The following is a 14,460-nucleotide window of genomic DNA, read 5'->3' on the forward strand; positions in this document are numbered from 1 at the left end:
GATACGCCGCCTCGCCTAGCGGCTCGCCGGCTACTCGACCAGCGAAAGAGCCTCCCGCTCGTCGCTTCTCGACTTTCGCCGGTGGTCGAATAGTTCCGAGCCGCTAGGCGAGGAACGTATCGAGACCACTCCACACCAGCCACTCACACAGGAGAACCCGTGGCCGACACCCACCGCATCAACTTCGATCCCGTCGACATCGAGATGGAGGTCAGCGAGGACGAGACCATCCTCGACGCCGCGTTCCGGCAGGGCATCCACCTCATGCACGGGTGCCGAGAGGGCCGGTGCTCGGCATGCAAGTCGTACATGCTCGACGGCGACGTCCAGATGGACGACTACTCCACCTTCGCCTGCAACGAGGCCGAAGAGGCGGAGGGGTACGTATTACTCTGCCGGACCTACGCATACAGCGACTGCGACATCGAACTGCTCAACTTCGACGAGGACGAGCTACTCGGTGGTGCACCGATCCAGGACGTTCGCACGCGGGTCGCCGCGATCGAGCCGCTGACCCGCGACATCGTGTCACTGCGTCTCGACGTCGTCGAACCGGCGACGATCGAGTTCAAGTCCGGACAGTACGTCGACCTCTTCATACCGGGCACCGACGAGAAGCGGTCGTTCTCCATCGCGACCACCCAGCGCACACCGGACCGGCTCGAGTTCGTCATCAAGAAGTACCCGGGCGGACTGTTCGCCGGCATGCTGAGCGGTGAGGAGAACGGCAAGGGTCTGAACGTCGGCGACGAGATCATGGTGAACGGCCCCTACGGTTCGTGCACGCTTCGCAACGGTCACGTGCTGCCGATCGTCGCCATCGGCGGCGGCGCCGGCATGGCCCCGCTGCTGTCGCTGTTGCGTCACATCAGTGAGGAGGAGATCAACCGTCCGGTGCGCTTCTACTACGGCGCCCGAACCGCGGCGGATCTCTTCTATCTCGATGAGATCGCCTCTCTCGGAGAGAAGATCGCCGATTTCTCGTTCACCGCCTGCCTCTCGGAGTCCATGGCCGACGCCCCACCGGGCGTGCGAGTGATCGAGGGCAACGTCACCGACATCGTCGACACATGCGAGCCCGACCTAGCGCGAACGGAGGTGTATTTCTGCGGTCCCCCACCGATGGTCGACGCGGCGCTCGCGCTCGCCGAGGCGCAATCGGTGCCCCACGATCAGGTCTTCTACGACAAGTTCACGAGCCCGGCCTTCGATGAGCCGTGACCGGACCGATCCCGTACATGCAGTCCACCCCCGCCCCCGACGCACCGCGGTGTGATTCTCCGGCGGCCAGAACGACAAGGAACGAAAGGCATGTCAGCACCAGCAGCACCCCGGGAACGCAGCTTCCCCTCCATCGAGTTCACCGACGCCGAGGCCGGCGCGAAGGACTTCCCGAGTAGCAAGAGCCGCAAGTACAACTACTATCAGCCGGCCAAGAAGCGCGCGACGATGTACGAGGACGTCACCGTCGACGTGCAACCCGATCCGGAGCGCCACCTCAGCCAGGGCTGGATCTATGGATTCGGCGACGGCCCGGGCGGATATCCACAGGAGTGGACGGCCGCCAAGAGCAGCAACTGGCATGCCTTCCTCGATCCCAACGAGGAGTGGGAACAGTCCATCTACCGCAACAACTCGGCGGTGGTGCACCAGGTCGATCTCTGCCTGCAGAACGCGAAGCGGGCACGCGCATACGACAACTGGAACTCGGCTTGGATGAAGTTCATCGAACGGAATCTGGGCGCATGGATGCACGCCGAGAGCGGCATGGGGCTGCACGTGTTCACCTCGATCCAGCGGTCGGCACCCACCAACATGATCAACAACGCGGTCGCCGTCAACGCCGCTCACAAACTGCGTTTCGCGCAGGATCTCGCATTGTTCAACCTCGACCTGTCCGAGGCCGAGGAGGCCTTCGACGGATCGGTGCACAAGGAGGTCTGGCAGTCCGCGCCGGAGTGGCAGCCCACCCGGGAGGCGGTCGAACGGCTCACCGCCATCGGCGACTGGTGTGAACTGCTGTTCGCCACCAACATCGTCTTCGAGCAGCTGGTCGGTTCGCTGTTCCGCTCGGATCTGGTGATGCAGGTCGCGGCCCGTAACGGCGACTACATCACCCCGACCATCGTCGGCACCGGCGAGTACGACTACGCCCGGGATCTGAACTACTCGCGCGCGCTGTTCCAACAGCTCGCACGGGACGAGAAGTACGCGGTGGACAACCGGAAGCTGTTCTCCGACTGGATGTCCGTGTGGGTGCCGCGGTGCCTGGACGCGGCCCGCGGTCTGCAACCGATCTGGTCGCAGCCGACCGACAAGTCGGTCACCTTCTCCGCCAGCCTCGACGCCGCGAAGACCAAGTTCCGAGACGTCCTGTCCACCATCGACGTCGACATCCCCGAGGAGTTGAACCAGTGAGCACCATGCATTTCGGTACGGATACCGAGTTCTCCAACATGTGCGGCGTCACGCTGATGAACACGCCAATCGGCCGAGTGGTCGCCGACGTCATGGGCGCGAAGGACGGCGTCGATCTGACCGAGTATCCCTCGATGATCCGCGTCGACGGCGTCAACCGCCTCACCTTCGACTATGACGAACTGACCGACGCGCTCGGTCAGGAGTTCGACGGTTCGATCTTCGAGGAGATCAGCTCGACACACTACGGACGAATGGTCCACCTCGACGACCGCACGATCCTGTTCGCCAGCCCCGAGGACGCCGCCGAGTTCATCGGCTTCGACCTCACCGCATCGACGTGATCGCTTCACCGCCCGGGGATCGCCTCCCCGTCCCCGGGCGGTGACCCGTCCCACCCCGAAACCGGTAGCTGCCCAACCCACCAGCCCAACGCCACTGATCAGATTGCGAGCGAACCGATGTACGAGAAGAACGGCGAGAAGTACTTCATCGTCGATGGCCATGTCCACCTGTGGGACGGCCGCGAAGCGAATCAGCGCAACATCCACGGCAAGCAGTTCATCGATTGCTTCTACGACTATCACAAGAATTTGAGCCCCGAAGAGCAGGTGTGGGACTACGACACCTACTGCTACTACGGCCCGGATCGATTCTGGAACGACCTGTTCGTCAACGGTCCGGTCGATCACGCCATCTTCCAGGCGACCATCCTGCGCGAGTTCTACGTCAACGGCTTCGCCCAGGTCGACGACTCGCTCAAACTGGCCCAGGATCATCCCGACAAACTGACGTACAACCACGCCTACGATCCGCGCGACGGCGAGCAGGGTCTGGTGCAACTGCGCCGAGACGCCGAGACGATGCAGTTGCAGGGCGTCAAGCTCTACACCGCCGAATGGCACGGCGACTCGCGCGGATACAAGCTCGACGATCCGTGGTCGCGGCGCTACCTCGAAGAGTGTATCAATCTGGGCATCAAGAACATTCATGTCCACAAGGGGCCGACGATCCGCCCCCTGGACCGCGACGCCTTCGACGTCGCCGACGTGGACAAGGTGGCCACCGACTATCTCGATCTGAACTTCATCATCGAACACGTCGGTCTGCCCCGACTCGAGGACTTCTGCTGGATCGCCACCCAGGAGTCGAACGTGTACGGCGGTCTGGCCGTCGCGATCCCGTTCATCCACACCCGTCCGCGGTACTTCGCGCAGATCATCGGTGAGCTGCTCTACTGGATCGGCGAGGACAAGATCCTGTTCGCCTCCGATTACGCGCTGTGGACCCCGCAGTGGCTGGTCGAACGGTTCGTGGACTTCCAGATCCCCGAGGACATGACGGAATACGCACCGATCACCGTCGAGCAGAAGAAGAAGATCCTCGGACTCAACGCGGCGGCACTGTATCCCAACATCGCCGTGCCCGAGGAACTCCGCATCCCCACCGACGCCGCCGATCCGGGGGTGGAGGTCGCCGCCGGCGCGAAAGATTCGGTGACCGCATGACCACCCTGGCCCCGACGACGCACGCCGCGACGATCGAGGAGGTCGTCGCGGCGCTGGGCACCGTGGTCGATCCCGAACTCGACGAACCGATCACCGACCTCAACTTCGTCCGGTCGATCCTGCTCGACGACGAGGGCGTGACGGTACATCTGCGTCTCCCGACGTCATTCTGCTCACCGAATTTCGCCTACCTCATGGCCTCTGATGCGCAGGACGCGCTGCACCGCCTCGGCGACATCGGACTGGTGCGGGTGATCCTCGACGATCACCACGACAGCGACAAGATCAATGCGGGTCTGGCCGCCGACGCCGGCTATGTGGGCACGTTCGGCGTGGAGGCCGACGACAGCCTCGATGACCTGCGCGACATCTTCGTCCGCAAGGCGCATATCGCGGCGATGGAACGGTGTATCACCGATCTCCTGGCCCGCGGGGCGATCACCGTCGCCGATCTTCCTCACCTGACGGTGCGTGATCTGCCACCGGGGCCGAAGAAGGGGGCTCTGCTGCGCCGCCGCGCGAACGCCGGATTGAGTCTGTGTCCCAACAGTCTGGTCCTGGTCGACGACGACGGCCGGGCGGTCGCCGCCGACGATATCGCCATGCAACTGCGATTCGCCCGCGCAGTGCGGATCTCCATCGAGGGCAACGGCCACTTCTGCCGCGGCCTGCTCGCCACCCGCTACGCCGACGATGACGACTGCAACGGACGCAGCGGTCCGGTCATCATCGATCGCCGATCCGAGAGGAGCCACTCATGAAAGCGGTTCAGGTCGTGGGGTACCACGACAAACTACAGCTCAACGACATACCCGATCCGGAGATCACCGGGCCGCTCGATGTGATCGTGAAGATCGGCGGTGCCGGGGTCTGCCGCACCGACCTGCACATCCTCGAGGGCCAGTGGGCCGAGAAGAGTCAGGTGACACTGCCTTACACGATCGGTCACGAAAACGCCGGGTGGGTGCACGCCGTCGGTGATGCGGTCACCAATGTCGCCGTCGGCCACACCGTGATCTTACATCCGCTGATCACCTGCGGATTGTGCCGGGCCTGCCGCGCCGGCGACGACGTGCACTGTGAGAACAGTGATTTCCCCGGCATCGACACCGACGGCGGCTACGCCGAGTACCTCAAGACGACCGCACGCAGCGTGGTGCGCATCGACGACTCCTTGCAGCCGTCGGATGTCGCCGCACTCGCCGATGCCGGACTCACCGCCTACCACGCGGCGGCCAAGGTCGCGCGGATGACCCGCCCGGGTGACACGTGCGTGGTCATCGGCGCAGGTGGACTGGGACACATCGGCATTCAGGTCCTCAACGCGATCACCGGGGTCACCATCGTGGTGGTGGACCGCAACCCGGCGGCCGTCGAGCTGGCCGTCGAGGTCGGCGCCCACCACGGCATCGTCGCCGACGGGAGCCACGTCGAGAAGATCCTCGAACTCACCGACGGCAAGGGCGCCGAGGCCGTCCTGGACTTCGTCGGTGAGGGCGGTGCGACCGCTGAGGGCATCGCGATGCTGCGCCGCGCCGGCAACTACTTCGTCGTCGGCTATGGCGAGAACATCGACGTGCCCACCATCGACGTGATCTCCACGGAGATCAACTTCATCGGCAATCTCGTCGGCTCGTACAACGACCTGACGGAACTGATGACACTGGCCGCCCAGGGCAAGGTCACCCTGCACACGACCAAATACGCCCTGGACGAGTTCCAGCAGGCCGTCGACGACCTCGACGCCGGCCGGGTCCGGGGCCGAGCCATCCTCGTCCCCTGATCCACTCCACCCCAACCATCACGAAAGGCAGTGAAACCATGGCCAAAGAGTTGCGCTACAACGCCGAAGCGCGGCTACGGCTGGAACGGGGCGTCAACGCCCTCGCAGACGCAGTCAAGGTGACCCTCGGACCCAAAGGCCGCAACGCGGTCCTCGAGAAGCTCACCGGCCCACCCACCATCACCAACGACGGGGTCACCATCGCCCGGGAGATCCAACTGCGAGATCCCTTCGCCAACATGGGCGCCCAGTTGGTGAAAGAAGTCGCCATGAAGACCAACGGGGTGGTGGGCGACGGCACCACCACCGCCACGGTGCTGGCCCAGGCGATGGTCCGCGAAGGACTGCGCGCGGTCGATCAGGGCGCCAACCCGATGCGGGTGCGCCGCGGTATCGAGCGTGCCGTCGGCGCCGTCATCGACGCACTCACCGACCAGGCGGTCCAGATCGGCGGACGCGCCGATCTCGAGCGGATCGCCAGTCTGGCCGCCAGCGACGACGACGTCATCGGCGAGGTGATCGCCTCGGCGGTCGAACATGTCGGCCGCACCGGTGTGATCACCACTGAGGAGAGCGACGCACTCGGTCTGTCGGTCGATGTGGTCGACGGTATCGAGTTCGACCACGGCTACATCTCCGGCTACATGGTGACCGACCACGAACGCATGGAGGCCGTCCTCGACAACCCGGTCGTCCTGCTGACGAACAAGAAGATCACCTCGGTGCAGGAGATCATGCCGGCCGTCGAGTCGGCCAAGCGCGCCGACCGCCCGCTGCTCGTGCTGGCCGAAGAGGTCGACGGCCCGGCGCTGCAACTGCTCGTCGGCGGCAACATGCACCGGACGATGCAATCGGTGGTCGTCCGTGCCCCCGGATTCGGCCATCGGCGGGTCGCCGAACTCGAGGATCTCGCGATAGCGCTCGGCGGGCATGTGATCGCCAAGGACACCGGACTGGAGCTCTCCGAGGTCTCGCTGGAACACCTGGGCACCTGTGACCGGGTGACCGTCACCGAGAACGAGACCACGATCGTGGGCGCACATGGCGACCAGTCCTTGGTCGACGCCCGGGTCGGGCAGCTCGAGGCACAGCTCGGCCGGGCGCGCATCGACGCCGACCGCGACGCCCTCGAGTTGCGCATCGCGCGTCTGACCGGCCGGGTGGCGGTGATCCGCGTGGGCGGTGTCACCAGCGTCGAACTCAAGGAGCGCATGCTCCGCGTCGAGGATGCGCTGGCGGCGACGCGGGCGGCCGTGGAGGCCGGCATCGTCTCCGGCGGCGGGACCGCCCTCGCGCAGGCCCATCGGGCGCTCGAGGCACTGGCCGACCAGGGTGACCGGGCACCGGGTGACGAAGCGGTCGGCATCGACGTGGTGCGGCGCTCGCTGGCCGAACCGCTGCGCTGGATCGCGACGAACGCCGGATTCGATGGTGACGAGGTTGTGCGGGTGGTGACCGGGCTCCCCATCGGGCATGGTTTCAACGCGCTGACCGGCGGATACGGCGACATGTTCGACGAAGGGGTGATCGACCCCTGCAAGGTGACGCGGGCTGCGCTGGAAAGCGCCGCGTCCATCGCCGCGCTACTGATCACCACCGAGACCGCCGTCGTGGAGGAGGTGCTCACCCATCCCGGCGCCATCGAGGCCCCGGGCTTCGGCGACCTCGCCGAGGGGATGGTGCGGCCGTCCAATATCTACTGACTCCGCTCCCCTGAACTGGGTCGGCCGCGATCCGAACGAATCTGTTCGCGGCGTTGATCGCGGCCGGCCCTCCTTCGCAACGATCTCGCATACCACGATCCAGGGCGTGCGTGAGCCGTTAGACTCGGACAGGTGTGAGATCCACATCACATCGTGATCCACATCCAGAGGAGCCTTGTTTGTCTGTGGGATTCCAGCCATCGTCACCCAGAACACCCACCACGATCGCCACGGCGCGGGAACGCTTCCTCTCTGACGACGACGTACCGGTCGGCGTGCGCGAGAGCATCTCCACCTCGTGGCGCCGATCGCGGGCCTTCAACGTGCACGCGGATCGTCTCGAACTGCCCTTCGTCCGCGAACCCAATCTCGAGAGTCCCCTGGTGAGTGCGGCCCGGCCCGTCATCCGGCAGCTCGCCGACGACCTGTCGGCCGAACCGGTCAGCATCATCCTGACCTCCCCGGACGGTGTGGTGCTGTCCCGGGCCACCGCCCACCGGCCGCTGGAACGCATGCTCGACGACGTGAGCCTGGCCCCCGGGTACAGCTACAGCGAAGAGCATGCCGGCACCAACGGGATCGGCACCGCACTGGAGAACCGGCAGGCCACCCTGGTACGTGGATCCGAGCACTACGCCGGGGTACTGGCCGACCTGTCCTGCGCCGGCGTCCCGATCGTGCACCCGGTGTCCGGCGCGTGCGTGGGCGCCCTCGACCTCACCGGCCTCGCCGACGACGGCGGCCCGCTGCTGCTGTCACTCGCGAAGTCGGCGACCGCACAGATCGAACAGCGGATGTTGTCGCAGGCCAGCGAACACGAATCCCGTCTGCTCAACGCCTACCTCGCCACGTGTCGACGCGCCCCACAGATGATGGTGCTGGCCATCGCCGGTGAGGTGGTGCTGATGAACCAGCGCCTGCGGTTGGCCATCGATCCCCAGGATCACATCTCGCTGCTCGAGCACGCGGTGGATCAAACGCTCGACACGACGGCGTCCCGCCGGGTCGGCACGATGGCCAGCGGCCGGGTCGCGCGGCTGTCGCCCGTTCCGGAGTTCTGGGACGACACAGCGGGGATGGCCATCTTCCATGTTCACCTGATCGACACCGGTGAGCGCGCCGAACCGGCCACGGCCCGCAGACGCGGAACCGCACTTCCCGGCGTCGTCGGACGGAGTTCCTCGTGGCATCAGGCCTGTGATCGGGTGGTCCGTTCCCTCCGAGCCGGCGACTGGCTCGCGGTGTCCGGCGAACCCGGGACCGGACGATCCACCGTGCTGCGGACCGGTGCCGCCCTGACTCGTGGCAATGTCCGCGTGTTCTCGGCCGCCGACCTACGGATACCGCAATCCCTCGATGCGCTCGACACTGAACTCGACCGGGAGGACTTCAGTATCGTGCTGCGCGACGTCGACGCGCTCGACGGCGACACGCTCGACCACATCGCCGACATGCTGCAGGGGCGCGAAGGCGCCGGCTGGGTGGGAGTGACCGTCGGTGACCTGACCGTCGATGCCCTGCACGACGCGGACGCGGCAGCCATTCTGCTGCCGTTCTTCACCCACACCGTGCCCATCCCACCGCTGCGTCACCGCATCGAGGATCTGCAGGATCTGATCCCGTCGCTGCTGCGCCAACTGACGCGTGGGCGCGAGCTGACGGTGTCCTCGGCGGCCATGCGTCAGCTTGCGAAGTACAGTTGGCCCGGCAACGTCGCCGAGCTCCGGCAGATCCTGCGCGAGATCGTCACCCACCAGCGGTCGGGGGTCATCGACGTCAACCAGCTTCCGCCGTCGTGCCGGGCGCTCAGTCGGCACACCCTGACCCGGATCGAGGCGATGGAACGCGACGCGATCATCCGGAGTCTTGAAGAGAACGGTGGCCACAAGCCGGCTGCCGCTGCCGCGCTGGGCATTTCACGCGCGACGATCTATCGGAAGATCAAGGAGTTCGGCATCGACCTCTGACGGCCCGCCATCACACGTCGTCGGTGTCCGGCAACGCTTTGCGCCACGCACGCACCAGGACACCGATCCGGTCGTGGGGTGAACCCGACCAGCTCACCTCGAGCTCGTGTCTGGCGAGCACCGCCACGATCTGCTCGGCGAGCAGCGTCTCGGTCTGCGCGTAGGCGAGGTGCTCTGCGTCGGTGTCGCCGTCCGACATCGCATCCAGCACCGATTCGGGTACAGATTCGTGCGGCCGGAAACCGCTGTAGGACAGGTGCAGAACCGGGTCGTCGTCGGCGAGGTGGGCTGCGTCCTGTTCGTCGAAGAAGACGTAGGCCCATTCCCGGAACTTGTACCAGTCGTCGCGGTCGGGTGCCGGGGTGCGTTCGTCGTCGATGGACGCGGTCGCGCATTTCGCGCAGCAGGCGAAGTTCATGCGGGCCAGCACCCCGATGTCGTCGAGTTCGGCGAACGCGGCACGCAATCGGCCGAAGTCGCCGGTGTCGGTCCAGGCCGCCTCCTCCGCTCGGCGCGCGTCCCACATCCGTCGCACCTCGGCGGTCACCTCATCGGTTGCTTCCCCGTTGTCCTCGGCCCAATCGCGGGCGTCGGACACGACCTCGTCGATGCCGGTGAACCCCGGCACCAGTCGCGACCTGATCAGCTCCCGCAGATCGGTGAGACGTTCTCCCCGCATCACGCTCCCCTCGTCGACCTCCACGAAGTGTGGACGCATCAGCCATACCCGCGGTTCCGGCTCGGTCCGGATTTCGTTCGTTCGGAGGACCACCGTTCGGTGGGAGTCACGGCGCCTTCGCCTGTTCGACCGACATCGGTCGCGCGCTCGAGCTCCAGATTGCGCGGCGAGATCGCGAGCCAGCGGCTCATCGAGCGCGGTGTCGCGTGTGTTGCACCCACCGACGGCGCCGACGGCGCCTCCGTGGTGACCGCCGACAGGGTCGGTCACGCCACGGCATGTGTTGTCGACGTGGTCGACACCAGCGGCTGCGGCGACGCCTTCTCCGCCGGGTCTCTCGCCGCCCGGGGCACGGGAGGGTCTGCGTGGGTCCGCCGAGGTCGGTTGTGCCGTAGCCGAAATCGTCGCCTGCGGACTCGGCTCCGATCATCGGGAGATGACGTGGGAGACCCGTGTCGGACAGCTGACCGCCCCCCAGCGTCGGCCATCTGACCGACCCCCAGAATTCTGGGCCGGCAATTCCCCGGCCGATCGGGATGTGCACCGGCGTGCCGAAGGCGCACGCTGAAATGCATGAACACACCGACCCCCACCACCGTTCGTATCAACCCGACTCGAATCAACCCCACGACCTGGAACGCACAGTTCCGCTTCGATCACGCCCAGCTGCGGCCTGCCCCACAGGAAGTGCTGACCATCGCCGGACAGGCATCGGTCGACGATGACGGCACCGTCCTGCACGAGGGCGACGTGGCCGCGCAACTGTCGTTGGCCGTGCACCACATCGAAGAGATCCTCGCCCAGGCGGATATGACGCTCGCCGACGTCCACATGCTGACCATCTACGCCACCGACATCCCCGCGACCCTGGCGGCCTACGAGGCGCTGACCGAACGGCTCGACGCCCACGGCGCCACCCCGCCGGCCGCGTTGGTCGGTGTCGCCGCCCTCGCGTTGCCCGGCCTGGCGATCGAGATCACCGCGCAGGCGGGTCGGTGAGCTTCGTCGTCGGATCGATTGCACCGCTGCGGTAGCTGTCACGATCTCGACACCAGCACCCCCTGTCCCCCAACCCAACCCAGCATCACCCCAACCCAAGGAGAACTCATGTCCGTCACCACCCCCGAAGAACACATCCCACCCACCCGCACCCTCGACGTCACGGAGCTCGGCGCGGCCGTCGCCGGCCCGGTGCTCACCCCCGAGGACGCCGACTACGCCACCGAACTCGCCGGCTTCAATGCGGCAGGCACACCGGCACCCGCCGTCGTGGTCGGCGCGACCTCCGCCGCCGACGTGGCCGAGGCGGTGCGCTACGCCCGGGCCAACGGGTTGCGCGTCGGCGCCCGGGCCACCGGCCACGGAGCAGCCATCGACGGGCGCGGCTACCTGATGGTCACCACCGCCCGGATGACGGAGATCCATGTCGATCCGGCGGCCAGGACCGCGCGGGTCGGCGCGGGCGTGCGGTGGCGTGACCTCGCCCCGGCGACCGCACCGCACGGACTGACCGGGCTGGCCGGGTCGTCGTCGTCGGTGGGCATCGTCGGCTACACGCTGGGCGGCGGGCTCAGCCCGCTGGGACGCCAGTTCGGTTACGCCGCCGACCGCGTGCGACGCATCGAACTGGTCACCGCCGACGGCATCATCCGCACGGTCGACGCCGGCGCGGGCTCCGATCTGTTCTGGGCACTGCTCGGCGGCCGCGACGGTTGCGGTGTCGTCACGGCGATCGAGTTCGAACTGCTCGATCTGAGCACGATCTACGGGGGTGGGGTCTTCTTCGCCGGCGACGCCGCCGAACAGGTGCTGCACATGTGGCGCGATTGGGCGCCGACCCTGCCGGACACGGCCGGGACGTCGGTGGCCATCCTGCGACTCCCACCGGATCCCACCCTGCCGCCGCCGCTGCAAGGCCAGACCGCCGTGCACCTGCGGTTCACCTACACCGGCGATCCAGCCGTGGGTGCCCAACTGCTGGCGCCGATGATGTCTGCCGGACCGGTACTGCTGCAGAACGTCGACGTGTTGCCGACCGCGGCGCTCGACGCCGTGCACATGGACCCACCCGGCCCGCTGCCCAGCGTGGAGCGCGGCTGCGCCATCCGCGACCTGCCGGTCGAGGCGGTCGACGCCGTGTTGGCCGTCGCCGGCCCGCAGGTGGCGAGTCCGCTGGCCATCGTCGAGATCCGCCTGCTCGGCGGCGCCCTGGCCGCACCCCAGGGGGTGCCGAACGCAGTGACCGGGCGTGCCGCCGGTTATACGGTGCTGGCGATCGGGGTGCCCGCGGGCCCGTTGGGCGAGCAGGCGGGCGCACATGTCGCCGCCGTCAACGGCGCGGTCGCACCGTGGTCGGCCGGCGGTCTGCTCAACTTCGCCGGCCAGACCCCGGCCGCTGAGTTGCCCACGCTCTGGTCGGCCGCCGAGTGGTCACGACTCGCGGAGATCCGACGCCGGCACGACTCGACAGGGATGTTCTCCCGCCTCGGGTGATCTCACTCGCACGACGAGGGTGCGTCCCGACGCACCCTCGCCGTGCGCTGTCCGGTGCCCCCCCACATATCTGGGATAGACAGATGACCTGCGAAAACGGAGAATCTATCCATGACGACGAGTCTGACCCTCGAGCGCGTGCGCAGCGATGTCGACGTCCTCGCCCGCGCCGGCCTCGACGTCGGCGATTTCCTCGGCGAGGCGATCAGCTCATTGGTCCGGGCCGTCCCGCACGCGGCGGCGTGTATGGCCACGGTCGACCCCAACACGCTGCTGCTCACCAGCACCCGCAAGTACGGAAACCTGTTGGGCCGCAACGACCACGACGATGAGTGGGGACTGCGCGAATACGGGGCGCCGGAATGCTCGTCGTTTCGGCAGCTCGCCCGGGCCGGCATCGACGCGGTCGGCATGCACGAGATGACCGCGGGCAAGACCCAGGATTCGCCCCGCATGCACGAGTTCATGCGGCCGAACTACGACTTCACCGACGAAGCGCGACTGATCCTGCGCGACGGCGATCAGGTATGGGGCGCCATCGCCTTCTTCCGCGAATTCGAGGAGAAGCCCTTCACCTCCGGCGAGGTGGACTTCCTACGTACGCTGTCCCAGCCCTTGGCCCGGGGTGTGCGGACCGGCTTGCTCGCCACCATCGTCGCCGAGCCGCAGGCGGTGCCGTCCGGCCCGTGCGTCCTGATCGTCGATAGCCACAACCAGATGATCCAGATGAGTGCCGGCGCCGAAGAGCGGCTGGCAGACCTGTTGTCCGGCGCGAACAGCGGTGCCGCGACGTCGGTGATCACTGGCCTGGTGAGCGCCGCACGCCGCTACGGGCGCGGCGAATCCGAGGTTCCGCCGCGGCTGCGGGTGCGCGGAGCGTCAGGCATGTGGCTGGTGGTGCACGCGTCGCCGTTGTCGAGCACCGTCGATCGGGTGGGCGAAGTGGTGGTCACCATCGAGGAGGCGCGTCCCCCGGAGATCGTGCCGCTCGTCGTCGCGGCTTTCGGACTCACCTCCCGCGAGCGCGACGTCACGCAGATGGTGCTGCAGGGTGTGGCGACCAAGGACATCGCCGCCACCCTGCACGTATCCGCCTACACCGTCCAGGACCACTTGAAGTCGATCTTCGACAAGGCCGGTGTGCGCAGCCGACGCGAACTCATCGCGCGCGTCTACTTCGACCAGTACGCGCCCAGGATGAACGACCCGTTGTTGCCGTCGGGGTCTTACGCCACGAGCCCATCCGGATTGATGTGAACACCGGTGCCGTCTGGGGCTGATTCCGCCGATTGCTCGAGCGACTGTCGGACAAATGGGTCGTCCTGGATCTTGTGGCCCTGGGCGCGATGACCCAGTCGGTGCGGAAGAAGCCCTGACCCTGCGGTATTCGGAGCTATCTCGGATCATCGCGGGTGTCAGTCGAAAGATGCTGACCCAGACCCTTCCCCCCTGGACGTGACAGGCTGGTCACCCGGACAGTTGCCCGCCACCCGACTGTTGGCCGGTCTACACACGCACACGCCGGTGCCGGCCCGGGCCGACGGGCCGGTGATGGTCGACATCGACGACTCGATCATCGAAGTACATGGCCCGCCAAACAAGGTGCCGGGTTCGGCTACACCCGGGTCCGCGGGTTGAACTCGGCGATTCAGCATGGACGGCCATCGAATACACCGACGCCATCTACGACGCCGACACCGGGCGGTGGGCGCATCACCCTGCACGTACCCGTCCGGTGGCCATGGGAAACCGAGTGGAACCTGTTGTTCACCAAAGTGATCCACCGACAACAGCCAACCTGAACCCTAACCACCACGCCCCGACCCGCTCAACACGAGTCACCGCACCACGAATCATCGATCGGTGGCTCGAGGCTTATCCAGCCGAACTCGCTGCACGCTCGGGCGAA

At 66.7% G+C, this 14,460-nt stretch carries 13 protein-coding genes and 2 pseudogenes; 14 read left to right on the forward strand and 1 reads right to left on the reverse strand.

The window, feature by feature from the left end; genetic code table 11:
* Nucleotides 1–159: 159 nt before the first annotated feature.
* The 8 genes from NWF22_RS02575 (at nucleotide 160) to NWF22_RS02610 (ending at nucleotide 9,379) form a co-directional block, all read left to right on the forward strand.
* Nucleotides 160–1,221: a 2Fe-2S iron-sulfur cluster-binding protein gene (locus NWF22_RS02575; RefSeq protein ID WP_160900767.1), complete on the forward strand. Its 1,062-nt coding sequence runs from the start codon at nucleotides 160–162 to the stop codon at nucleotides 1,219–1,221.
* 90 nt (nucleotides 1,222–1,311) lie between these two features.
* Nucleotides 1,312–2,418: an aromatic/alkene monooxygenase hydroxylase subunit beta gene (locus tag NWF22_RS02580; RefSeq protein WP_160900766.1), complete on the forward strand. Its 1,107-nt coding sequence runs from the start codon at nucleotides 1,312–1,314 to the stop codon at nucleotides 2,416–2,418.
* 5 nt (nucleotides 2,419–2,423) lie between these two features.
* Nucleotides 2,424–2,762, forward strand: a complete 339-nt coding sequence (gene mimD / locus NWF22_RS02585; protein WP_202398324.1) for a propane 2-monooxygenase effector subunit MimD — start codon at nucleotides 2,424–2,426, stop codon at nucleotides 2,760–2,762.
* Between the two features lie 117 nt (nucleotides 2,763–2,879).
* A complete protein-coding gene (locus NWF22_RS02590) occupies nucleotides 2,880–3,926 on the forward strand; it encodes an amidohydrolase family protein (protein ID WP_160900764.1) in 1,047 nt (348 codons plus the stop codon).
* A complete protein-coding gene (locus tag NWF22_RS02595) occupies nucleotides 3,923–4,687 on the forward strand; it encodes an iron-sulfur cluster assembly protein (RefSeq protein ID WP_160900763.1) in 765 nt (254 codons plus the stop codon). The genes NWF22_RS02590 and NWF22_RS02595 overlap by 4 nt, the downstream gene beginning before the upstream one ends.
* Entirely contained in the window at nucleotides 4,684–5,709 is a 1,026-nt protein-coding gene (locus tag NWF22_RS02600; protein WP_160900762.1) for an NAD(P)-dependent alcohol dehydrogenase, read from the forward strand. The genes NWF22_RS02595 and NWF22_RS02600 overlap by 4 nt, the downstream gene beginning before the upstream one ends.
* A 38-nt stretch (nucleotides 5,710–5,747) precedes the next feature.
* A complete protein-coding gene (gene groL / locus NWF22_RS02605; protein ID WP_160900761.1) occupies nucleotides 5,748–7,412 on the forward strand; it encodes a chaperonin GroEL in 1,665 nt (554 codons plus the stop codon).
* 185 nt (nucleotides 7,413–7,597) lie between these two features.
* Nucleotides 7,598–9,379, forward strand: coding sequence for a sigma-54-dependent Fis family transcriptional regulator (locus tag NWF22_RS02610; protein ID WP_160901407.1), 1,782 nt, complete (start codon nucleotides 7,598–7,600; stop codon nucleotides 9,377–9,379).
* 10 nt (nucleotides 9,380–9,389) lie between these two features.
* Here the strand turns inward: NWF22_RS02610 and NWF22_RS02615 are convergent, their stop codons facing one another.
* Nucleotides 9,390–10,097 carry a DUF6891 domain-containing protein gene (locus NWF22_RS02615; RefSeq protein ID WP_233750876.1) on the reverse strand — a complete coding sequence of 236 codons (708 nt, stop codon included), beginning with the start codon at nucleotides 10,095–10,097 and terminating at the stop codon, nucleotides 9,390–9,392.
* A gap of 60 nt (nucleotides 10,098–10,157) precedes the next feature.
* Between NWF22_RS02615 and NWF22_RS02620 the strand changes: the two genes are divergently transcribed.
* The 6 genes and pseudogenes from NWF22_RS02620 to NWF22_RS02645 all read left to right on the forward strand — a co-directional run.
* Nucleotides 10,158–10,550 carry a PfkB family carbohydrate kinase gene (locus NWF22_RS02620; protein WP_258321307.1) on the forward strand — a complete coding sequence of 131 codons (393 nt, stop codon included), beginning with the start codon at nucleotides 10,158–10,160 and terminating at the stop codon, nucleotides 10,548–10,550.
* 81 nt (nucleotides 10,551–10,631) lie between these two features.
* Nucleotides 10,632–11,057 (forward strand): RidA family protein, encoded by a 426-nt coding sequence (locus NWF22_RS02625; RefSeq protein WP_160900759.1) that lies wholly within the window; start codon nucleotides 10,632–10,634, stop codon nucleotides 11,055–11,057.
* Nucleotides 11,058–11,165: 108 nt separating this feature from the next.
* The gene (locus tag NWF22_RS02630; protein ID WP_160900758.1) at nucleotides 11,166–12,551 is read left to right on the forward strand and encodes an FAD-binding oxidoreductase; all 1,386 of its coding nucleotides are present in this window, start codon (nucleotides 11,166–11,168) and stop codon (nucleotides 12,549–12,551) included.
* 111 nt (nucleotides 12,552–12,662) lie between these two features.
* The gene (locus NWF22_RS02635) at nucleotides 12,663–13,808 is read left to right on the forward strand and encodes a helix-turn-helix transcriptional regulator (protein ID WP_160900757.1); all 1,146 of its coding nucleotides are present in this window, start codon (nucleotides 12,663–12,665) and stop codon (nucleotides 13,806–13,808) included.
* A gap of 32 nt (nucleotides 13,809–13,840) precedes the next feature.
* Nucleotides 13,841–14,050, forward strand: a pseudogene (locus NWF22_RS02640) (winged helix-turn-helix transcriptional regulator); the annotation flags it as partial.
* Nucleotides 14,037–14,200, forward strand: a pseudogene (locus NWF22_RS02645) (IS1380 family transposase); the annotation flags it as partial. The pseudogenes NWF22_RS02640 and NWF22_RS02645, both read left to right, overlap by 14 nt.
* Nucleotides 14,201–14,460: the final 260 nt, after the last annotated feature.

It is taken from the genome of Gordonia mangrovi (assembly GCF_024734075.1).
GTDB classification, from domain to species: Bacteria; Actinomycetota; Actinomycetes; order Mycobacteriales; family Mycobacteriaceae; genus Gordonia; species Gordonia mangrovi.

Coding starts and splice junctions, on each gene's coding strand:
- NWF22_RS02590 (WP_160900764.1), top strand. CDS start 2,880: ATGTACGAGAAGAACGGCGAGAAGTACTTCATCGTCGATGGCCATGTC.
- NWF22_RS02630 (WP_160900758.1), top strand. CDS start 11,166: ATGTCCGTCACCACCCCCGAAGAACACATCCCACCCACCCGCACCCTC.
- NWF22_RS02625 (WP_160900759.1), top strand. CDS start 10,632: ATGAACACACCGACCCCCACCACCGTTCGTATCAACCCGACTCGAATC.
- groL (WP_160900761.1), top strand. CDS start 5,748: ATGGCCAAAGAGTTGCGCTACAACGCCGAAGCGCGGCTACGGCTGGAA.
- NWF22_RS02615 (WP_233750876.1), bottom strand. CDS start 10,097: ATGCGTCCACACTTCGTGGAGGTCGACGAGGGGAGCGTGATGCGGGGA.
- NWF22_RS02635 (WP_160900757.1), top strand. CDS start 12,663: ATGACGACGAGTCTGACCCTCGAGCGCGTGCGCAGCGATGTCGACGTC.
- NWF22_RS02580 (WP_160900766.1), top strand. CDS start 1,312: ATGTCAGCACCAGCAGCACCCCGGGAACGCAGCTTCCCCTCCATCGAG.
- NWF22_RS02595 (WP_160900763.1), top strand. CDS start 3,923: ATGACCACCCTGGCCCCGACGACGCACGCCGCGACGATCGAGGAGGTC.
- NWF22_RS02600 (WP_160900762.1), top strand. CDS start 4,684: ATGAAAGCGGTTCAGGTCGTGGGGTACCACGACAAACTACAGCTCAAC.
- mimD (WP_202398324.1), top strand. CDS start 2,424: ATGCATTTCGGTACGGATACCGAGTTCTCCAACATGTGCGGCGTCACG.